The 21,176-nt window shown below is 46.1% G+C and carries 21 protein-coding genes; 9 read left to right on the top strand and 12 right to left on the bottom strand.

Features of this window, described 5'->3' with window-relative positions; translation table 11 throughout:
• The first annotated feature begins 117 nt into the window (after positions 1 to 117).
• The 5 genes from EL268_RS24060 to EL268_RS24040 all read left to right on the top strand — a co-directional run bounded on the left by EL268_RS24060 (position 118) and on the right by EL268_RS24040 (position 5,564).
• Complete coding sequence (locus EL268_RS24060) at positions 118 to 1,080, top strand: metal-dependent hydrolase (RefSeq protein WP_106655902.1); 963 nt, start codon at positions 118 to 120, stop codon at positions 1,078 to 1,080.
• Between the two features lie 336 nt (positions 1,081 to 1,416).
• A complete protein-coding gene (locus tag EL268_RS24055; RefSeq protein ID WP_106655901.1) occupies positions 1,417 to 2,337 on the top strand; it encodes an ArsR/SmtB family transcription factor in 921 nt (306 codons plus the stop codon).
• A 51-nt stretch (positions 2,338 to 2,388) separates the two neighbouring features.
• Positions 2,389 to 3,627: an MDR family MFS transporter gene (locus tag EL268_RS24050; RefSeq protein ID WP_106655900.1), complete on the top strand. Its 1,239-nt coding sequence runs from the start codon at positions 2,389 to 2,391 to the stop codon at positions 3,625 to 3,627.
• Positions 3,628 to 3,999: 372 nt separating this feature from the next.
• Complete coding sequence (locus tag EL268_RS24045; protein WP_106655899.1) at positions 4,000 to 5,172, top strand: bis-aminopropyl spermidine synthase family protein; 1,173 nt, start codon at positions 4,000 to 4,002, stop codon at positions 5,170 to 5,172.
• A 53-nt stretch (positions 5,173 to 5,225) separates the two neighbouring features.
• Positions 5,226 to 5,564, top strand: a complete 339-nt coding sequence (locus tag EL268_RS24040) for a DoxX family protein (protein ID WP_106655898.1) — start codon at positions 5,226 to 5,228, stop codon at positions 5,562 to 5,564.
• A 47-nt stretch (positions 5,565 to 5,611) separates the two neighbouring features.
• Here EL268_RS24040 and helD read toward each other — a convergent pair whose 3' ends face one another.
• The 4 genes from helD to EL268_RS24020 all read right to left on the bottom strand — a co-directional run bounded on the left by helD (position 5,612) and on the right by EL268_RS24020 (position 10,293).
• On the bottom strand, positions 5,612 to 7,972 hold the full coding sequence (helD, locus tag EL268_RS24035; RefSeq protein ID WP_106655897.1) for an RNA polymerase recycling motor HelD: 2,361 nt from the start codon (positions 7,970 to 7,972) through the stop codon (positions 5,612 to 5,614).
• Between the two features lie 253 nt (positions 7,973 to 8,225).
• On the bottom strand, positions 8,226 to 8,846 hold the full coding sequence (locus tag EL268_RS24030; protein ID WP_106655896.1) for a DUF6143 family protein: 621 nt from the start codon (positions 8,844 to 8,846) through the stop codon (positions 8,226 to 8,228).
• A gap of 79 nt (positions 8,847 to 8,925) precedes the next feature.
• On the bottom strand, positions 8,926 to 9,771 hold the full coding sequence (locus tag EL268_RS24025; protein ID WP_106655895.1) for an arylamine N-acetyltransferase: 846 nt from the start codon (positions 9,769 to 9,771) through the stop codon (positions 8,926 to 8,928).
• Positions 9,772 to 9,918: 147 nt separating this feature from the next.
• Positions 9,919 to 10,293 (bottom strand): DUF423 domain-containing protein, encoded by a 375-nt coding sequence (locus EL268_RS24020; RefSeq protein ID WP_106655894.1) that lies wholly within the window; start codon positions 10,291 to 10,293, stop codon positions 9,919 to 9,921.
• Between the two features lie 197 nt (positions 10,294 to 10,490).
• On the opposite strand from EL268_RS24020, the gene EL268_RS24015 reads away from it, so the two are divergent.
• Together EL268_RS24015 and EL268_RS24010 are read left to right on the top strand one after the other, a co-directional pair.
• Positions 10,491 to 10,673, top strand: coding sequence for a hypothetical protein (locus EL268_RS24015; RefSeq protein ID WP_088906177.1), 183 nt, complete (start codon positions 10,491 to 10,493; stop codon positions 10,671 to 10,673).
• Positions 10,674 to 10,808: 135 nt separating this feature from the next.
• Positions 10,809 to 12,230, top strand: a complete 1,422-nt coding sequence (locus tag EL268_RS24010) for a SpoVR family protein (protein ID WP_106655893.1) — start codon at positions 10,809 to 10,811, stop codon at positions 12,228 to 12,230.
• 368 nt (positions 12,231 to 12,598) lie between these two features.
• On the opposite strand, the gene EL268_RS24000 is transcribed toward EL268_RS24010, so the two are convergent.
• Complete coding sequence (locus tag EL268_RS24000; RefSeq protein WP_232030042.1) at positions 12,599 to 13,066, bottom strand: hypothetical protein; 468 nt, start codon at positions 13,064 to 13,066, stop codon at positions 12,599 to 12,601.
• A gap of 323 nt (positions 13,067 to 13,389) precedes the next feature.
• Between EL268_RS24000 and EL268_RS23995 the strand changes: the two genes are divergently transcribed.
• The gene (locus EL268_RS23995) at positions 13,390 to 13,731 is read left to right on the top strand and encodes a YolD-like family protein (protein ID WP_106655892.1); all 342 of its coding nucleotides are present in this window, start codon (positions 13,390 to 13,392) and stop codon (positions 13,729 to 13,731) included.
• 123 nt (positions 13,732 to 13,854) lie between these two features.
• Here EL268_RS23995 and EL268_RS23990 read toward each other — a convergent pair whose 3' ends face one another.
• From EL268_RS23990 to EL268_RS23965, 5 genes are all read right to left on the bottom strand, one after another.
• Positions 13,855 to 14,322 (bottom strand): hypothetical protein, encoded by a 468-nt coding sequence (locus EL268_RS23990; RefSeq protein WP_106655891.1) that lies wholly within the window; start codon positions 14,320 to 14,322, stop codon positions 13,855 to 13,857.
• 25 nt (positions 14,323 to 14,347) lie between these two features.
• Positions 14,348 to 14,764: a hypothetical protein gene (locus EL268_RS23985; RefSeq protein ID WP_106655890.1), complete on the bottom strand. Its 417-nt coding sequence runs from the start codon at positions 14,762 to 14,764 to the stop codon at positions 14,348 to 14,350.
• A gap of 129 nt (positions 14,765 to 14,893) precedes the next feature.
• The gene (locus EL268_RS23980) at positions 14,894 to 15,205 is read right to left on the bottom strand and encodes an aspartyl-phosphate phosphatase Spo0E family protein (protein WP_106655889.1); all 312 of its coding nucleotides are present in this window, start codon (positions 15,203 to 15,205) and stop codon (positions 14,894 to 14,896) included.
• Between the two features lie 334 nt (positions 15,206 to 15,539).
• Complete coding sequence (locus EL268_RS23975; protein ID WP_106655888.1) at positions 15,540 to 16,904, bottom strand: helix-turn-helix domain-containing protein; 1,365 nt, start codon at positions 16,902 to 16,904, stop codon at positions 15,540 to 15,542.
• Positions 16,905 to 17,868: 964 nt separating this feature from the next.
• Positions 17,869 to 18,237 (bottom strand): hypothetical protein, encoded by a 369-nt coding sequence (locus tag EL268_RS23965; RefSeq protein ID WP_232030040.1) that lies wholly within the window; start codon positions 18,235 to 18,237, stop codon positions 17,869 to 17,871.
• Positions 18,238 to 18,932: 695 nt separating this feature from the next.
• Here EL268_RS23965 and EL268_RS23955 point away from each other — a divergent pair.
• Positions 18,933 to 19,334 carry a hypothetical protein gene (locus EL268_RS23955; protein ID WP_174769477.1) on the top strand — a complete coding sequence of 134 codons (402 nt, stop codon included), beginning with the start codon at positions 18,933 to 18,935 and terminating at the stop codon, positions 19,332 to 19,334.
• Positions 19,335 to 19,639: 305 nt separating this feature from the next.
• Here the strand turns inward: EL268_RS23955 and EL268_RS23950 are convergent, their stop codons facing one another.
• Complete coding sequence (locus tag EL268_RS23950; RefSeq protein ID WP_106655887.1) at positions 19,640 to 20,407, bottom strand: SDR family NAD(P)-dependent oxidoreductase; 768 nt, start codon at positions 20,405 to 20,407, stop codon at positions 19,640 to 19,642.
• A gap of 30 nt (positions 20,408 to 20,437) precedes the next feature.
• Positions 20,438 to 21,139, bottom strand: a complete 702-nt coding sequence (locus tag EL268_RS23945) for an SDR family oxidoreductase (RefSeq protein WP_106655886.1) — start codon at positions 21,137 to 21,139, stop codon at positions 20,438 to 20,440.
• Positions 21,140 to 21,176: the final 37 nt, after the last annotated feature.

The raw sequence follows: 21,176 nt of genomic DNA, 5'->3' as shown, positions 1-21,176 counted from the left end.
AGATTGTTAATATCGCAGACGAAATCTTCGGATAACCTTTACCTGCGGTTTATAGAATCCTCGCCATTTTTTCGTACAGTAAAAGGGAAGGGAATACTTGCAAAGGGAGGCATCGTAATGGACACTGGCAGTCATCTTTTGTTGGGTGTCACACTGGCGGGCTTAGCCCATATCACGCCGGCAGTGGCACATGATCCGGCGCTTGCTCAGGCGCTGATGGTCGCAACGGTAGTGGGATCTCATGCCCCGGATTTCGACACTGTGGCCAGACTTCGCGGTATTTCTTTTTACATTCGCTTTCATCGGGGAATTACTCATTCGATTCCCGCCTTGTTTCTGTGGCCCCTTATCATCAGTCTTCCTCTTGCCTGGGGGTTTGGTCTCATGGGACAGTTCGGGATTTTGTACGGATGGACGCTGTTGGCCGTTGTGCTGCATGTATTTCTCGATATGTTAAACGCCTATGGAGTTCAATGCATTCGTCCTATTAGCAGGCGCTGGGTGCATTTGGATGTACTCGCGATTTTTGAGCCACTGGTGTTCGCGGTTCATCTGGCAGCGGCGATATGGTGGATAGCTTTTAACGGAGATCCCAGCGTGTTATTTCCGATAGCGTATGGCATGACGCTCCTGTATATTGGCGTGCGGGCTTGGCAGCATCACCGTAACGTCAAGCGGGTAGCAAGGGCATTGGAAACAAGAGGCATATCCCATGTTTTCCCGAGCATACATCCTTTTCACTGGCGATTCGTCGTAGAGACGGAGGAACTGTTTTACACAGGGAGAATCGAGTATGCACGTGTAATACTGGAGGATGTGTATCCGAAACAGCAGCGTGATGCAATTATTCAGGCTACAGTCGGTGTGGACGGAGTTCGTGCTTTTCTCGGATTTGCTCAACGCATCCACGTCACGTGGAAGGAGATTGCCGACGGTTATGAAGTCACGTGGAGCGATGTGCGCTTTTGGTACAACCGCAAGCTGCCATTTGGCGTAGATGTTGTCTTGGACCGTGATTTGAACGTTGTTGATCATCGGTTGGGCTGGCGAAAAAAAGCGTGGGACCCGCCGTTTGTATAAGGAAAGCTAGTATAGGTAAGCCCCGTCAGTTTGGTGAAGCTGGGGGCTTACTTTTTTTGTGTAAGGACATTTATAACAATAACACCAACAAAGCTGGTGAGAAGAAAACACAGGGCTTGTAGACCTTGATAGCGCCTCCCCTTTTGGAAGTGGAGACGGACAGTGAATCACCCCTGCTGGCGTGTCAGAGTCGAAGAGAACTGTGCTTTTTCTTCTCCTCCACTATGTTGACCCCATTCATAAGGACCTTTATAAGTTATTCTAACGAAATGGCGCTATGCAAAATCTAGCAAGAATGATACACTGAGAAAAACTAAAACGTTCGATGGTGATAGAATGAATGATATGTATTCGATTAGAGTAGAATGGTCTCCTGCGTATGAATGTATCATTAGCCTCTACACTTACATTTACGAAAAGGAGCGCAAGCATTATTTGCTTGGTTCTGCTTGGAAAGAGGAGACAAAACAAAAGCTCCCGGCGTCTTTTGCAGATGAACTCGCAGATGAACGCTGGGAGGTGCTCCACCGTTTGGTGCTGCTGGTAGCGCAATCGCCCCAGACCAAATCCGTTGAAGAATTTCTTGGGTGGCTGGAGAGCATCCCTCCCGGTGAAATTTATGAGCGCCTCGCGCCATGGGTGGAGACAATCCCGCTGAACCTGGGGGAAATCCGTGATCACAGCCTATCGTTGCTTACCCGGTGGAATGAACATTATTTTTCGAAAGTGGACTCACGCATTTTGGAGAGTCTGCAACGGAGAGCCGATGAGCTGACAGTCCGCGCCAAAGAAACGCCTCCTATCGATTTGGTCGATCATGTTACGAACGGTATCTGGATTGAGCCGATGTCAGATTTGCGCGAGGTTGTACTGATCCCGCAATATCATTGTGCCCATTCTTCTGTTCTCGACTTTTATCGGGGGCTTGCCACTTGCATGTACCCTGTCAAAGATGCGGCAACGACAAAACCACAGCCGCTCCTGGAGCTGTTGCCCATCACACAGTGCCTAGCGGATGAGAAGCGCCTGCAAATCTTGCGCTGCCTGGCAAAAAAGACGTGCACTCTAGGTGAATTACAGAAGCAAGTATCACTGGCAAAAAGCACCGTCCATCATCATGTAACGGCGTTGCGCAGAGCGGGGCTGATTCGTGCTCACTACACGGGAAGTACGACGATTTCCTACTACAGTCTGCGAGAAGCCTTCGTCGAGCGTCTCCCGGTCTTGCTTCGTTCCTTCTTCCATGCATCAGAGTAATTTTGCTTACGGAAATGACATGATTTTGTTGAGAGGGTAGGTTGAATCAGTATGAGCAAAATGAGGCAAGTGTGGGAGGCGTATCACCCGATTGTTCATCTGTTGATGGCAGGGTCGGTGTTCGTTCAGCTCACCCAATCGATGAGTATCCCTTTTCTGGCCATCTATCTCGGTGAAACGACGAAGCTCTCTCACGCCTATATTGGGCTTATTATCGGTGCAGGTCCTTTGGCTGGAACAGTAGGGGGATTTGCTGGCGGGATTCTCTCGGATTTGTTTGGCAGACAAAAGCTGATGTTTTTTTCCTTGCTTGCTATGGCGTGCTCGATTATCGGATTCATTACGGTGGCTCATCCGATCGGTTTGCTGTTGATCAGCTTGGTTATGGGATTGGCGGCTTCAATTTTTGCGACGGTTTCAAAAGCGCTGATGGGTGACTTGACTCCCGAGCATAAACGTTTTCGTGTGTTCTCGAATCGCTATCTTGCGAACAATCTAGGTTTTGCGATTGGTCCTATGCTCGGTGCTTTTTTGGGGATTTCCGGCAGCAATCTGGCATATATTCTGACTGCGGTATCCTTGGTGAGCTTTGCTGTCATTTTATTAGTGGCATGTCGGAGATGTGGCGTCACTGATGAAGGCGGGGGGAACGGCGAGGTAGAAAGAGCCAGTTTGCCTGAGATCTGGCAAGTGCTCAGAAGGGATGTCGTCCTTCTTACATTTGTCACAGGCGGAATCCTGTTAGTGACGGTGTACGGTCAGATGTCTGTTACGCTCTCCCAATACTTGCGGGAAAACTTTTCGGAAGGAGTCGCCTTGTTTGGAACGTTGATGAGCCTCAACGGATTTACCGTCTTGCTTTTGCAAATTCCATTGACGAGACTAGTTGAGCGTTATTCCTTGTTTACACGGATAGCAGGTGGCGCTGTATTGATGGCCATAGGAGAAGTCGGCTTTGCTTTTTCGCCAGACTGGGCTTGGTTTATTACAGCGATGATCGTTTTTACGCTAGGTGAAATCCTGATTGTACCGGCGGAGTATGCGCAAATCGACGAGATCAGTCCCGCGAATATGAGAGGGACTTACTATGGGGCACAAAGCGCAACGATGCTGGGCAGCTTCCTCGGTCCATGGGCAGGTGGCATGGTGCTCACCGCATATGGTGGCCCCGTAATGTTTTTGGTCATGGCAGTATTGGCGCTGGTCAGCTTGATCTTTTATTGGCTTGGACGCAGGTTGCATGAAAAGCGGAAGCAGCCTGGAAATGCGATTGTAGAGACTGCCATTTAGCTTCTTGCCGTTTATTTGCGAGTGCCGTATAATAGAAAGTATCTTTTTCAAAAGGGGACGTTTTGATGTCGGTGTGTGTTCTTAACTAAGCAATTGGATAGGGTACTCCCAGTATTTTTGGCAAAAACCACATTTCATGTCGGCTTATTTGCTATGGAAAAAGGGAGGCCTTGATTAGTTAAGAACTTACGGTCATCCATCTACCCATTTGCTCGACTACGGGAACCGTGCTCTTACGCACGGTTTTTTTGCGTGACTATCCACGCGCACGTAGCGAACGTATGCCCTCAAGGCGGAGATGAACGAATGTTCATGCTCTGCCTTTTTTGCATGCATCGATGGGTCCATCCCTTTTGAAGAGAGGTTCTCCACATGAAAAATTATATCGAAGACACCTATAAACAAGTACGTTTGCAAGAAGGACAACGTGTAATCGAACAGTTTCTGCTCGCGTGTTATTTTCATCCGGGTTTGCCTACGAAAGAGCTGGCGAGAAAAGTACTCTTGCCTGTACCTGTGGCGACTGCCATTAAAAAAGAGCTGATCAAGGCAGGTGCCATACAGCAGGGGAGCGGGGTGAGATGCACCGTAGAAGGGGAAGCGTTCATTGAGCAAAAGCTAGGGTATGGTGGGCTGGATCGGGAGCTGTACGAGAAGCTGATGAGAGGCGACGAAGCTTGGAAAACCGAGCTGGCTGACCTGCAAGCGGAGATGGAGACGATTTTTGCTGGGCGTCCGCAAGTCGATGTACAGATCGATCAGTCCAAATGCACAGTCGAGACGAGCTTGCGCAGGGCGATTTTATGCTTGCGGCATCAGAGCTTGGTGGGCAAAAAAATATTATGCGTCGGGGATGATGATTTGGTCAGCATTTCGCTAGGGCTTTTGCTCAAGCGCTTGTTTCCAGGGAATCAGCAACGTCCAGAGCAAATTGACGTAGTCGACATCGATGAACGCTTTCTCCAGTACATTACGGATGTGTCCAAGCAAAAATCATTGTCCATAGTATGCCATCAGGCTGATTTACGGCAGCCGCTGCCAAAGAAGCTGCAGGGTGGGTACGATTGCTTTTTCACCGATCCCCCTTACACACTGCAAGGAATGGCTTTGTTTTTATCACGTGGAATCAGTGGGCTGCAAAAGCAAAAAGGACTGTCCATCTTCCTGTCCTTTGCGCATAAATCGCCTGATTTCACGCTGAATATGCAGCGGGAGTTCGTGCTGGCAGGCTTGACTGTACGAGAGGTGCTCAGTCATTTCAATGAATACGAAGCGGCGCAAATGATTGGAAATAAGGGTCAAATGATCGTGCTCACCACCACAGAGATGACGGCTCCGACGATCAAGCATTCATTTCTAGAGTCGCTGTACACAGGCGAAGAGACTCCTTCCAAGCGTGAGTATCAATGCAAGCGTTGCAAAAGATCGATCCAGGTTGGGGCACAGGCAAAAATAGTGACGATCGAACAATTGAAAAAACGCGGCTGCCCTCGTTGCAAGCACCAGAGCTTTGAGCTGATGTCTCGCCGGAGAGCACAAGACTGATTGTACGCAAGTGGACATATGGTAGTGGTGGAGGGGAGGGAGAAAAAGATAAGATGGCTTACGAAAAAGCGTTTGCTGTATTACGGATCGGGACGGGTATCTTGTTTTTCATCCATGGCATAGCCAAGCTGCAACGAGGGATGGCTGCCGTTGTGACGACGTTTGGCGATCTCGGCTTGCCGGGGTGGCTGGCGTATCTGGTGTTGATCGTAGAATTGATCGGCGGTCTCGCGCTGATCATCGGAGTCGGGGCGAGATATGCTGCCTGGGGATTAGCTGCGATCATGGCAGGAGCGATTGTGACGGTGAAATGGGCGAAAGGGTTCGTGGGCGGTTATGAGCTGGATTTGATCCTGTTGCTTGTCACGATTTGTGTGGGTCTAAAAAGGTGAAAAAGAGATCCGGCTGAACCAGTAAGCGGTCAGCTGGATCTCTTTTTTTAAACAAACAGCTCGTAACACTCAGGAGAAACGCTATCTAAAAATGGACTTTTTTCACCCGAATAGTAAAGATGCAGCTCGTGCATGGCACGTGTACATGCCGTATAAAAAAGCTTGCGTTCACTTTCTTCGCCATAGCATGAGGCGGAAGCATTATAAAGGATGACCGCATCGAACTCGACTCCTTTTGCCAAGTAAGAGGGGATGATCAAGATTCCTTTCTCAAAGGAAAGAGTAGCGGGCTTGATCAAGCGAACCGGCAATCTCTCTTGCAAAGTGTCATGCACGGCTTGGGCTTCCTCTAGCGTTTTGGTGATAACAGCGATGGTCTGATGACCACGATCGGCGAGCTCACGTATGCGTGCTTCGATTTGATCGGCATGAGCTTGAGGGGATGTCACTTTGGTTAGTGTTGGCAAGCGACCGTCACGCATAAAAGGCTCAATCATATTCCCATCTCGCAAAAGCTGTCGCGTAAATAAGACGATGGGATAGGTGGAGCGGTAGCTTTTGGTCAGGACGAAGGTCTCCGTCTCTTCAGGCTCAAACAGGGATGTGACTGCCTCAAAGCTATTCTGGTGATAAGCATGGGCGTAAATCGCCTGATTCCAATCTCCCAGCACGGTCATTTTGGCACGGGGAAACAAGCTCTTGATGAGAGCGAACTGAAAGGCGGAGTAGTCCTGGGCTTCATCGAGAAAGACATGACGGACGAGGTTATTCGTCTGCTTGCCCTCCAATCGTTCCTGCAAATACAAATAGGGAGGGATGTCTTCACAAGCCAAATACTGTTGCTCTAAACGCTCTGCTGTCTGTACGCACACTGCGGGCCAATTGTCCATTACATCGTGTTGGAGAGTGTTTGGCGCAAGTGTCCCGAGTAAGTCAGGTGACAAGAAAAGCTGGCGGTAAATGGAGCGAGTATCAATAAATTGAAGTTCCCGAATAAAATCGCGCAGAGGCCGAAACTGCTTTTTGACGACCCATGTGGCTAAGAGCTCCTGCTCGCGTTCGAAGTCATCAAAGGTGTCCTCCCGAAACTGTTTTTTGCGGCGCAGCGATTGATAGGCAGCTACATAAGCGTCTCGGTCAAGCAGCTCCATTTCCTCTTCTACCCATGGCTTTGATCGTTCTCGCTGTTCCAGCTTTTTCAGCTCCGTCAGCAGTGATTTCGCAACGAGTACCATCCGATTGGGGATCGGCAGACTCGTATCGAGAGAATAAAACAGCTCATGGATGTGGGCAGCACTGATCAAAGTCTGGTTTCTAAATGTAACAGGACGAAACATGATACCAGATTGTTTCAAGCTATTCGCGTATTCGTCCATAGCCTGCAAAAACAAGGCGCTTGATTTGAAACGGATTCCTTCCAGCCGCGCCTCGTATCCAGACTGATCACTTGCTGTCAGTACGTACTCCATCTGTTCAAGCGGGTTTTCCAGGCGGAAGTCGTCACCGAGACGATGCTCCGCGTATTCCTGAAAAGTCGTTTGCTGCATATTTTCCTCGCCGAGTTCAGGAAGAACGGTCGAGACGTAGCTGTTAAACAAAGAGTTGGGCGAGAACAAGACGATTTGCTCCGCGGTCAATGTCTTGCGATAACGGTATAACAAATAAGCGATTCGTTGCAAAGCCGCAGACGTTTTTCCGCTGCCGGCAGCTCCGGAGACGATGACGAGTCGGCTGCGTTCGTTGCGGATGATGCGGTTTTGATCCCGCTGGATCGTGGCCACGATGCTTTTCATTTGCGAGTCAGCCTGTTTGCCGAGTACCTCCTGAAGCAGCTCGTCGCCAATCGTCACGCCCGTATCGAACAGGTGCAGCAATTTGCCGTCGCGAATGATGTATTGTCTTTTGCACGTAATCTCTCCATTTACGTTTCCGCTTGGGGTATTGTACTCTGCTGGCCCCGGCGAATAGTCGTAATACAGACTGGAGATCGGTGCGCGCCAGTCGTAGACGAGAAACTCCTCGTCGTTTTTATCCAGCAAGGAAGCAATGCCGAGATAGATGGCTTCTGGCTTCGATTCCAGCTCTTCTTGAAAATCAATCCTGCCAAAATAGGGAGAGTGCAACAATCGCTGCAGCGTACGCAACTGATTTTGGGCATGGCGATGGATGCGTTCACGCTCGGACAGGACTTCCGCTTGCTGCTTGATACTGGCGTAAGTCTCGACAGCTTCGATGGCATCCTCGAAGTTGACTGTCACATCGTCCCAAAAATGCTTGCGAATTCCGATGATATCCTCGCTCACGACATTCACATGCTCTTTGAGGTCATCTATTCGGTTCTTTATCTCTGAGATGACTCGTTCAACACGTTGTTGTTCGTTTTGCCTATCTTGATCAGTCACGCTCATGGTACCGCTCCTTTTTCGTTCCCCATTTTTGGCCTGAAGGTTTGACAATCGAAAGTGAATGTGGTACTATTATATTGGAGATAAAATAGTCAGATCCTATTGATTGATCGACAGACCAATTCTCATTCTATCACGTGAAAATTGGCTTTTCAACATGGTGTAGGAAAAATACAAAGTGAAATGACAGGGAACTCCTTTGGGGGTTCCCTTTTTTGTTGCGGTTAGACTTGTCCGCCAAGCATTCCATTGAGAGCTACCCATATACGGGTTGTTCCCACCAGTCTATTGAAAAGTAAAAGGATGTCCTCTCACCTGTGCTTGGAACGCGAACGATGAGCGCCATTCCTGGTCCGAGAATCCACTGTCCGCCAGGGGTCGCCTCAACAGTGGAGGACGCCGGAATGATTCGCGTGGCGGTATGAATGTGATCAGAAAAGGTATCCGTCATACCAGTGCCATGCAAAAGTTGCCCTTGGGCGGCGGGACAAGCGGGGAGTTGAACATAACCTGAAGTCACTTGACGAGAGAGGGTCGTACCTGTGATAGAGGAGGCTTTGCCAAACAAGAAATGTGCTTCTATCGGGTGCGGGGAAGGATTGGTGATCATCCAGTGATGGACAAATAAATGAACACCGGAGCGTAAGGGATTCGACAAGGCAGCAATCCCGATAGCTCCATCGCTCACGATCATTTTTTCCGATTGCCCCATGAAGTATTTACATTGATCCGCCATCGACATCGCATACGGAATGTGAACACTCCGACTCAGCTGTTCCGTAGCAGAAGGAGTGGGAAACGGATAGTACCCCATCTGCATGTAGACATCTGGTATTCCGCCATAAAAGTACGAGCGTGTGTAGGAGGGTTTCGTCATGATTTCCTCTCCTTGTGAGTGGGGTAACTGCTAACTCTACAGCATATGGCAATCGTCCATGGAGGGTGTCAGGTGGAAATCAGGACTTGTCAGCGAACACATCGATACCGGCAGCAGCAAGTGCACTCACAGCTTCACGGACTGGGAGTCGAGGCAATCCGAATTCGCTCGCGACAATGGACTCCAACTCATCAATAGAGCGGAGATGCAGATTTTGGTCTTCGCCGTTTTCGTAGAGGATGAACAGGGAATTGTTCTTCAGCGATAGACACCGGTTTTGCGAGAGTTGATACAAATGGAGACGTAGGCATGTTAAAAAAGTAGCGTCTGGCTGAAAAGAGCGGGCAATGGCTGGTGCAAGATCGGCAAGCTCGCGTTTTTGTATAGGATCAAAGTACCAGCTATCGTTTACCAGCTCTTGATGCCTCATCCGACGAAAACGATAACGGCGTGGATGGGCAGGATCAGGTGCAATCTGGGCTGATTCGTAGCCAAAGGAAGATAGGTAGAGAGGGTCAGATGTAAATGGGACAGGTTGAAAAAAGGGAGCTGCTGCCGCAGTGTCCACATACAGTAGATCAGCTGAATCCAACAATTCCGTAATTATAATGGCCGCGTGTTCATCAGCTAGCGAGATGAGATAGCCGCTAAAACCAAGCTCGCGTAGCAAAGCGAGAAAGCTGGCGTTACTGGCATAGCAGGTTCCACCGAAATCATGGAGTATCGCATTTTCTATGTATGCAGAAGGAGTAGGGACGCTGTTGGTTTTGTAAGAGTAGTAAGAGAGGAGCTTGCTAACGTTTTCGTAGGGGAACGTTTGTAAATGAGCACGGCACAATGCAGAAAGGTAAGAAAGGCTTGCTGCTTCTTGTTTTAATCCGAGCCTGTGCAAATACGTATTCGCCCAATTTGGTAGAGTTTTCATCTGATTCAACCTCCCTATCAGTGGTTTTTTGTAAATTCAGATGATTTATTTTAGCAGGTGTGTACCTGTGTAGAATAGGTTGGCGAGAAAAGAAAAAAGGCTAGGAGTGATAATCCCAACCTTTTGAAAGCATTGTTTACTTTAGTTTTATGACACGGTCTTCCAAGCATGAATCGCAAGCAGCGCCCATCCAGCGAGGAACAGTACACCGCCAATCGGCGTAATCGCACCGAGAACCTTAATTCCGGTTAATGCCAGCGTGTACAGACTGCCGGAGAAGATCAAGGTTCCGGCTGTAAAGCACCAGCCTGCCCAGACGAGGCCGGAAGAATCCGGGTACCATTTGAGCAACAGGGCAACCAGCACGAGAGCCAGCGCATGTGTCGTCTGATAGGTCACGCCCGTATGGAAAATGCCCAGCGAATAGGCGTCCAGTTTTTCCTTCAGTGCATGTGCTCCGAATGCTCCAAACGCAACCGAAAGAAATCCACTGATACTGCCAAGCATCAAAAACAGCTTCATGAGTGCGTCACTCCTTTTTTCGCATTACCTGTACATCTGTCCGACCTCTATTTTAGCGTAAAAAGATAGACATTGCCCAATTGTAATTTGGTGAACACGCCTTGGACTACCGTACAGACCGCTTGTCAACCTCCGACATAGAGTAAAGTATCGCAGTGGTAACGCTTACAGGCTGCTGCGACGGGAGGTGACGTAATATGAACAAATGGCTTTCCAATGTTGGAGGACTCCTCGGTGGCTACGCATTGCTAAAAGCGCCGTTGGAAGGTTCCTTCCTAAGTGGGTTGGACCCGTTGGTGGATGGAGTTGGTCTGATCACTGTGGTTGTATTCGCGGGAGCTCTTATTTATTCTGGTGTACGCGACTGGTTCCAAGGCTAAGAAGGTAGACGAAAAAACAAATCAAGGGTGTCTCCAGTCGGGGATGCCTTTTTTTCTTCGGAAGGCTGGCGTCTTTTAGCGCGCTCTCCCATATACATAAAGTAGACCGACGGCAAAAGGGGGAGGCGAAACGATTTGACCAACGACGAGCGAAAAGAACTGGAGCGATCCATTGACGAAATTACCGAGATCGCCAAAGGGTTCAATCTCGATTTTTACCCAATGCGATACGAGATATGCCCGTCTGACATCATTTATACATTTGGCGCGTATGGAATGCCCACTAGATTTTCTCATTGGAGTTTTGGGAAGTCCTTCTACCGCATGAAACTGCAATATGACCTGAATCTGAGCAAAATCTACGAACTCGTCATCAACTCCAATCCTTGCTACGCGTTTCTTTTGGACGGCAATTCCTTGATCCAAAACAAGCTCATTGTGGCTCACGTCCTTGCTCACTGCGACTTTTTCAAAAACAATGTGCGCTTCTCCAACACCAATCGGGATATGGTCGAAAGCATGGCGGCCAGCGGAGAGCGGATTCGCCAGTATGAGATCGAGTACGGCAAGGAGGCTGTCGAGAATTTGCTCGATGCGAGCTTGGCGATTCAGGAGCATATCGATCCGAGCTTGCTGCGTCCGAAGCTGCGTTGGAAACGAGAGCCAGAGGAGCCGAACAAAAAGACGAGGAACGAACGGCACTCCCCTTATGACGATCTCTGGGGGTTGGACCGCAAAGCAAAAGAGGAAGCAGAGCCGGTAAAAGCACCACGCAAATTCCCGCCAGAGCCGGAAAAAGACCTGTTGCTGTTCATTATGGAATACAGCAATATCCTAGACGATTGGCAGCGGGATGTGCTGACGATCATCCGGGATGAGATGCTGTATTTCTGGCCGCAGATGGAAACGAAGATCATGAATGAAGGCTGGGCAACCTACTGGCATATGCGCATCCTGCGGGAAATGGAGCTGACAGAATCAGAGACGATCGAGTTTGCCAAGCTGCATTCCTCCGTCATTCAGCCTTCGACGACGAGCATTAATCCGTATCATCTGGGCCTGAAAATTTTGGAGGACATTGAAAAGCGCTGGGATAATCCGACGAAGGAAGAACAGGAGCGTTTCGGACGCAAGCCAGGAGAGGGACGCGCGAAAATTTTCGAGGTGCGCGAGCTGGAGTCCGATATCAGCTTCATTCGCAATTTCCTGACCAAGGACCTCGTGAGTGATCTGGATTTGTACATGTTCGGCAAGCAGGGCAACGATTGGGTTGTCGCGGAAAAGCAGTGGGAGAAGGTACGCGATGGTCTTGCGGGCACACGGGTTAACGGGGGATTCCCTTATGTACTCGTGCACGATGGGGATTACTTACGCTCCGGCGAGCTGTACTTGAAGCACCATTTCGAGGGGCTGGAGCTGGATGTCAAATACGTAGAAAAAACATTGCCTTACGTTTATAGCTTGTGGGGAAAATCCGTCCACCTGGAATCGATGGTGGAGGATCGTCAAGTGTTGTTTACGTACGACGGCAAGAAAGTGCACCGCCGCTTTTTATAGGGGGAAAAAAGCCGCATGCCCGGTTGAAGCTGACCGAGCATGCGGCTTTTTCTACGTGTCCGAATTAGGACAACTGATCCGTAATTCCAATATGACTGCTGATGCCGCCGTCCATGGTGATGCTCGCTCCATTGATGTACCCGCTATAAGGGGAGTTTTTATTGGGAGTGCATGAGAATCACAAGTTTATTATCTCAGTACCACATCTGTATGATGACATTTTTGATGACTGCTTATTAAGTACACGTAGAATCATTCAATAAGTATGTTTTTTTATTTGTATGTTTCTATCTCGTTCGCGCGTTAATCCTAGAGAGCTGGAAAACAACTCGCAAAGAAGCGAGAGCGTCCGTGTTTTTGAGGGGGTTTCAAGATAAACTGCTAGTTTTTTTCTCAGGCTCCATTGCTTCTTCTAATAAGGCTTGCCTTGCTTTTTTTACTAGGAAAACAATCAGGATTAAGACAAAGATGTAGGCAAAGTCGAGAAACCAGATAAGCGCCAAGGGATGAGAAAGCATGGCCCCTAGCATAGGTGACATCAACCCGCCCATAACTCCAGCCATTACTCCTTCAATAGAAGTGGTAAGAGAGATCAATTTCCCTGAGATAAACCCAACCACCATACCAATTGCTACAGCAATGATCGTCGCGAATTGTAAATCGCTCGCCAAATATACTTGAATATTCAAACCCAAGGAGATACTAGACATAGCACCTAATACCATAGCGATGATTATGCCATCCATACAGGCAAGCTCAGATCGATTTTTATAGGTATAGTTCGCTACTATTTTCCTACTTGCCACCCTATGTTTTATTTCCTTCTTTGCCTGCACTCACACCTGCAAAAGATCATGAATCTACTACCTCTACAAAGACATCTGTTAGCCACCTTGACCACCTCCTGCAATAACATATGAGGTGGTCAAAGAAAGTTGCTTGACTTTGGATCGATATTTTCACAAATCATTTGAAAATGGGTTTGCATAATTACTCACACTACGGATCGCTGTAATGAGTTTGGGAATGATGTAGTCGAGGAGATAAGCTGTGCCGTATATACATGACAAAAATCTAGGGAAGAATACATTGAGTGGAAGAGGTCAGAGCCTAACAACATCGAAGTCATTACATCGTGGGAGCGAAAGGGACGGTAATAATGGCAAAGAAAATCGATAATTTATTCGGCTCATCTCGGTTTGTATTACCGGAACAGCGCGAGCTCTATCTGCAAATGAAGGAAGACGACAAACTCGTACCTATACCTATACTTGAGCAGGATGAACTTGCAACATTTGACTACCTACTACGGGATGCACAGCAAAATGAAAAAGCCGTATCAATCACATGGTGGCAACATAAGAAAAACAAGCTAGGCACTATTTGCACTATGTGGGGTGCAGTACCAGAGATCAATGAGAATACAAGAAAAGTAAAACTGCTTACGGTCGAAGATGTCCAATGGATTCCGCTGGAAAACATAACCGATGTTAAAACCTAGTTGGCTAATAAATAACCCGCTCCTGTTTTGAGGAGACGGGTTATTTATTAGTACCTATTGTCAATACAGTCCAATAAAAATAGGGGATAGCGAGCGCTATCCCCCTGTGTAAATCAACGATATTTATTTTTCCTGCTCGTAATCCCATTTGCCTTTTTTTTCATTATATTTTAGTTTGAAGATCAGAGCCTCGCCATCCTCCCTGTTAAACGAGAAAGAGCCTTCTTTCAACTCTTCATCCAGAAGAATAACCGGAATGGTATCCCCTACTTTTGCATGCTCCTGCATGATCTCGTCCTGTACTTCAATGAATGCATTCTTCACGTCTACAGAACGCTCATTTTCTATTTTCTCCATTATCGGTGATCTTTTGGTGAATTCGTTATAAATCCACTTTTTTCCATTTTCGTCAGTCAAAGTTTTCATAGCTTCCAAATCGTCGGACTTTGCTTCGATCCCCAATGCGCTAAGAGTTTTCATTTGATTTCCTTTTTCGAACTGCTCAACATCTTCACTTGCGTATAGACTGCTACCTGCGAAAATAGCGCCAGCTAAAACAACACCCGAAATTACTATGTTCCGTTTTTTCATAACCTCAAATTCCTCCTACATGCTTTTATTTTGGCCATTCTCTCTCAGACGTTTCTGTCACCTTTTCGCCTACTCGGTTGTAGGCATAATGGGACGATGTGATTCGGGCTTTCATCAATGCTGTAACATTAGCTTCGTAATCTACTGACGCATACTCTGCATCATTATCGCCAGCTTGATGCTTGAGGTTTCCATTCACGTAGAAATAAGAGTAGACTCTTACTTTTTCAAGGTCTTTTCCTGCTCCCTCGGTGTATGACCATAAATAAGCAGAAGTGTCGGTCACATCATGGATATTGGATTTGTACAGAGTAATTTCGTAGTCGTCAGCAGTGCCTAATGGAGCGACATTGTTCTCCGCAGCTATTGCTATTGACGTAGACAAAGCGAGGACACCTAATACAGTTGAAAGAGCTGTAATGCGAGCAAGTCCTTTTTTCATACTAACCTCCAAATTATATCCATATATTATTCTAATTCTACCAAAATAAGCCAAATCACAAAATAGGTAGAATATACCTATTTTTTATATGTTGATCGTAGATAGATTTGTAGTTTCTTCTGTAACACCTTAGTTTCTATCTTTTAGCATCATTTTTGATTGAATTACCAAAATGTATTGATCCAATTTCTGGCTTAATTCCACGACGTCATCATGCAACAAATCATTCTTTTCTAAAAACAATTGCACAAGTTGTTCCCGCAATTGTTCCACAATGTTCTTTAAATGATCTATTTCTTGATAAGTTCCTCCTTCCCGATCTAAGAGTAGCGTGGTACATTTACTTATAGGAGCTGTAGCTGCTCCTCCTGTGGGCGTTCCTTTAACCTTGTGAAGGGGTGGAACGCCCTTTTTATGTGCAATGGCTCCTATAGTTTTCACCTCCCTTTTTCTTACAAATAAAACTATACAATAGTTTCCCAAAAAACGACTTTTTAGAAAAATAGGGAAACTTAAAAATATCTCCCAAATGGGAACCCCGCAAAAGACGACACTTTTCAGAACTACAAAACAGCTAAAGAAAAACGAGCCTATAGAAATGCTTCTAAGGCTCGTTTCAAGTTTAAAGGTAATGACTTTTTGGTTTAACCCATCCCATGAGTATAGGTCGTCACATTTGGTCTGCTCATTGTATTAGAGGATGATGTTTCACTGTTTACAATGCCGATGCAAAGGCTAAAAAATAGTGCAAATGATAACGAAAACATCTTCAGTTTCATTCTGCGAACCTCCCTATAATTTCTTGAAAAACTCGTTCATGTTGCTCTGAGGCATGTTGACGATGTTCCCAAAATAATGATGTACAGCGTTTAAATGCTTCGTGATCCTTCAATTGATCAGCTAAGTCAAGACAGCATAAGATTTCTTCGAGTGCATTTGTAATGCGTCCTTTTTTCAGCTCGTATACAATTTTATGATACCGAAAATTATAGTGTCTGCCAATATTTACCGGATTATTGTATTCATAAAAGCGATCTATTTCTCCGGCATACTGTTCCAAAATATCCTCGATAGCAATGTCGTATTTACTGGCGGCTTCCATGATCGCCAAGAGTCCGGCTGGTATTTCTTCCGGATACATGGATAAGAAATTCAGATAATCGGGCAATAGATCGGTTTTCCCCATCAGCAAATCATACGTATACAAATTGGCTGTTGCCCAAATCTTGTATTCCTTAACTACTTTACGACCAGTATCATCTAGAAGTTCAAACCAACCAAGGTCTGCATAGCCTTGGACACATTTTTTCGCTTCTTCATACAAGCCTTGCATTTGTAGTGCGACACCTTTGGCAAGAAATCCTTGTCCATAGTACGCAACTAAATGTCGTTCTGTTCTTAACGGCTCAAGGGTCTTTCCACTTTTCTTTTTGCGTAACTCATTTTGATAAACCTTCATAGCAAGCGAACGTAATTCATCGGCGTAACTTTCCACTTCCTTCCACTTTCGCAGCATAAAACACGCATTCGCCAAATGAATTAGACCGTCCAATTGGTAATTTTCCGGCAATCGTGTTCGGTAAAGTTCAAACCGAATAACCGCCTTCCAGTTTTCTTCTGCATCTGCCCCTTGCGATGCTCGAAACAATCTATACTGACTTATTGCAAATCGGTCTGAATGGCTGTCCTTCTCATTTTCAATCACGAGCTTGTAAAACGGAACAGACTCCTTTCTCTTCCCATTTTCAAAAAGCTGCTCTGCCACTGAAAAGAGGATATCCAAATTTTTTCGATCATCCAGCAACCTAGAAACTACCTGTTGAATGCAATCTTGAAAACCAATTTCGGCGCACCGGATTAGGTATGGGATTGCACGCGGCCGAGATACCCTTTCTTTAGCGAAACACTCTTCCGGGTACAATTCATACAGCCATCCAGCAGCAAATCCAAAAGCAGTAGCCATAGCATCCAATTGGCCCACAGTTATAGCACGCTGCGGATTGCCATTTAACATCTCACTCAAATGTCCCGTACTAATACCGCTCAATTCACTAAGTTTGCTAAGCGTAAATCCATTCTCTTTTACGTTTTTTTGTATCTCAGATCGTAGTGTTCGTTGAACTGCCTTGCTTTCCCCCATATTAAATCTACTCCTCCTTAACACAAGAAACCATCAAACTTCCTATATTTTACAGAAAGAGCACTTGTATGTAAATATTTGGTATTAGGGGCTATCGTCCTGCATGATTTGTCATTTAGAGTACACCCTGTATCAACAACGGTTGGAAGTCCAAAAAACAATATGCCAGAATACATTCAAGAAATAGTCAACCCGTCCCTGTTTTAAGGAGACGGGTTTTTCTTACTGCACCCAGCACGGGCGATAGCTCTAGGGTGTGAGTCCCGAACGGGGGCAACCGTTAGCCCAAGGCAAGGGTGTCCATCGCGAGGCGGAACCTGAAGGAAGCCGGCGGCAAAGTCCCGACTTGAGGTACACGAATCTAATTTGAGGCTGTTGTACTCGGACGAGTTTGCCAAACAAAACGAAGTCCAATACAGCCAAGGGGTATAGCAATAAATTAAACAGGTACATGGGACGAAAGTTATTGCTCTTACCTGGGGAGGTCTGCATGAAGTGCCTTCAAATGTTAGTAACCGTATCCGTAAGGAGTCGCTGAACATGCAGAAGTCAGCAGAAGCCATAGTACCCAATTAAAGGACGCTTGAAACGGGGAAGGGCTGAACATTAAGTCAACACATCCACTAATCACTTTCGTGATAATACTGTGAAGCAGAATTCCGTAAGGAACTGCTCTTGGAGAATAAGGGTGAAGCCTTGAAGGTACAAGAGAGGGCCGAGTATTGTCCGGCAAGACTAGCGGCTTTTTTTACGTGTAGAAACTAGGACAGCTGATCTCGCCTTTTGATCCATGGATAGCTTTTTCGTGGAATGGGACTGGCTTATGGAAGCCGATTTTTTTCCGCGGGTGTACGCTTTTAGGCGCATATCGTCGACTGTGACGATCCTATTTCTGGGAATGTAAGTAAACACAAAGAACGCCCACTTTATACAGGGGTGGGTGTTCTTTGTGTGCAGACAGTATTCAAGATAATTTTGATAGACGCCTAGCATTCAAATATAAAATTATAAAAATAAATATACTACACATAAATCCACTAACGGTGATAATGGTATCGTAGACGTGGTAGTTTTTAGAAATTGAATTAACCATAGAAAAGCCCCAAATAAGGGTAGGCAGAGTGAGGAAAAAATATAAATGAGTATCTGGAATAATTTTAACGTAGAAGGCGGTAATAATAGTAGACACGAGTAGTGTTAAAACCATACTTTGCATTTCATCGAAAGAAATAGACACAGGCATATCACTGGCAAGAATCATTTGGAAGCCCCAAAGAAGTAAGAACCAAATAGCTATCATGCTGTTAACACAGAATACCAAGAGTTTTTTCATTATAATCTCTCCTGATAAAGACATGTTGTAAGAATGTAACTTTTATGTGACCAAGTAGATAAGCACCTAGTTGTTATGACGAAGAAAAACGGAAAGAGTTTCAATAAAATGGGAATTAGACCCATGCAAAACCGGTTTGAATGTTGATCCGAGCTTGATTCGCCCGAAGCATCATTTCGAGGGGCTGGGAGCTGGATGTCAAATACGTAAAAAAACATTGCCTTACATCTATACCTTGTGGGGAAAATCCGTTCATTTGGAATCGATGGTGGAGGATCGACAAGTGTTGTTTACGTATGATGGTAAGAAAGTGCACCGCCGCTTTTTCTCCGTGTAACGAACTGGGACAGCTGATCCGTTAAAAGATGGGGTTTCATTCGTTTAGAGATAATTTCCGAAACCACAACTCCTAGTGTTTGGTAATGTAATATTGTGTAAATTTACGAAACACTATACAGTTTTTTTCGTCAATTATAATTAGGATGCGTAATTAGAAAACATAACTAAATTACAACTTTATATGAATAGCACAATTTTACAGTACTCCCCACAATAACCTTGTTTCCGATTGACTAAGAGACATTGAGTTTTCTGGTGCTGAAAACGGAGACAGTTTTTTTGAATAAACCGTAGCATCTGCCGGTCATCCGTTGTATTAACATTAGAAAAATTTAAAGAAAGGAAGAGTGTTGATTATGAAGAAGAAAAATATCATAGTTATTGGCGCAATATTGGCGCTAACTACAATTGCTACACCTACTGTATTTATTATGACTCATGCAGCAAACACAGATTCTCCTTCTAATTATCCAGTCAACGAACAAGGACAAGCTTTTGGAGCCGGGCCTTTCCCAGAAGGGGCATCACAAGAACCAGACTTGATAAAGGCACAGGGGGAGAAAGGAGTTGAAGGATATGTAAGATCTTCTGACTTGAGTCCAGGGGTTTCTTCACCAGAAGAGGCTATTGCTTATCAAAAAATGATAGAAGCTACTGGCTTCAGATCGATTCCGCTGTATAAATCAGACGGAAAAACTGTAATCGGCGAATTTAGGTTGTATTCTTCAAACAAAATCAACCCGGTTTATTCCCACTAGAGTTTATGCTTTTACAAAGTTTCATGTTTCATTTTGACGTTTTTTTAGCAGAAATTTCAAAATTAAAAAGACTGATGAATGAGGTGATATTATCAAAAAAATTCTCTTGGTTATACTTCTGGGGCTGTTAGCATTCAGTTTTTTCGATCTTGACGTTTGCATAGGAATAAGTAAAAAAGTTTCTGTAGGTATCACAGTAGCGGTGGTTTTATGGATGACTTATTTGGACTATAAGGGTGGAGGAAAGACAGGCCGCATGCCCGGTTGAAGCTGACTGAGCATGCGGCTTTTTCTACGTGTCCGAATTAGGACAACTGATCCGTAATTCCAATATGACTGCTGATGCCGCCGTCCATGGTGATGCTCGCTCCATTGATATACCCGCTATGCGGTCCGACGAGATGATAAATCATCTGGGCGATTTCCAACGGCTGAGCTACGCGTTTCACCGGACTTTTGGCGATGACCCGATTCATGTAATCCGAAATATCCTCCGGACGTACGCCCATCGCCGTATCCACATATCCCGGACAGATGGCATTACAGGTAATTCCGTGCTCTCCCCATTCCGCAGCAATTGTTTTCGTATAGCCGATCATGCCGTGTTTGGAAGCGACGTAGGTGGATGAATGTGCAGAGCCTAGCAAGCCCTGAATAGAAGCGATGTTTACGATCCGCCCATAGTTCCTTTCTTTCATTTTAGGCAGCAGGTTTCTGCAAAATAGGAATACACTCCTCAAGTTGGTATTCATGATCCAATCCCACTCTTCATCGGAGACTTCGTCGACTCGGTGGAATGGACCGCCAACTCCAGCATTGTTGACCATGATGGTAATATCCCCGAAATGCGATTCTACAAGCTGGATGGCTTCTTCAACCTGCGCTCGTTGACCGACATCACAGCGAATGGGCAAGGCCTGACCGCCTGCCTGATTAATTTCTTCAGCGACGAACTGTGCCTTTTCTTCTTGTACATCAAGAACTGCGACACGGACCCCATTCTGAGCCAAAAGCTTTGCTGCTGCGGCCCCGATACCATTGCCTGCTCCTGTGATGATTGCTACTTGCTGCATAATAGGTAAACTCTCCTTTTCATCTGTCATTTAGAGAACGCCTTTAGGCGGAAGGATTTTGACTTCATCGATTCGAACGTGGAGGGGACGGGAGGCGATATCTAACACGGTATCTGCCACATCTTTTGGTACGAGCATCGCACTCGGATCAAAAAAATGCCGGTCCTCCGTCATGTTTGTATGAACGGCGCCGGGAAAAATGGTGGAGACTCTTACATTGTCGTTTTTCCATTCTTCATTGCAAATTTGGGAAAAGCCTTGGACAGCAAATTTCGAAGCGCCATATACGCCGTTTTCTGCAATGGGAATATACCCTGAGACACTAGAGATATTGATGATACGGCCTCCGTGAGCTTTCATTACCTTGTATCCTTCACGGCTGCAAAGAAAGAGTCCGGTTACATTGGTGCGGAAAACATTCTCCCATTCTTCTAAGCTTGTTTGTTCGACAGGCTTAAACACGCCGACTCCTGCATTGTTGACGAGAACATCTAGACGTCCGTATAACCTTTGTACATGTGCAAATAGGGCAAGGACACTTTGCTCGTCAGTCACGTCTAGCAGTACATTCGTCACACTTCCCGGTTCAGCGTGTGCAATTTCGTTCGGATGAGGCGCGGTTCGAGAGGTTGCCCAAACGATCGCTCCTTCTTTTGCGAGAACATTTGCCATCTCAAGGCCCAATCCTCGACTGGCTCCTGTGATGACCACGACTTTATTCAGTAGTTTCATGTGTACCTCCGTATATGAAACGTTCATGCCAATAACT

The organism is Brevibacillus brevis, assembly GCF_900637055.1.
Taxonomy (GTDB): Bacteria; Bacillota; Bacilli; order Brevibacillales; family Brevibacillaceae; genus Brevibacillus; species Brevibacillus brevis.
Note: the sequence above shows the minus strand (reverse complement) of the source record. Positions and strands in the feature narration are given on the sequence as shown.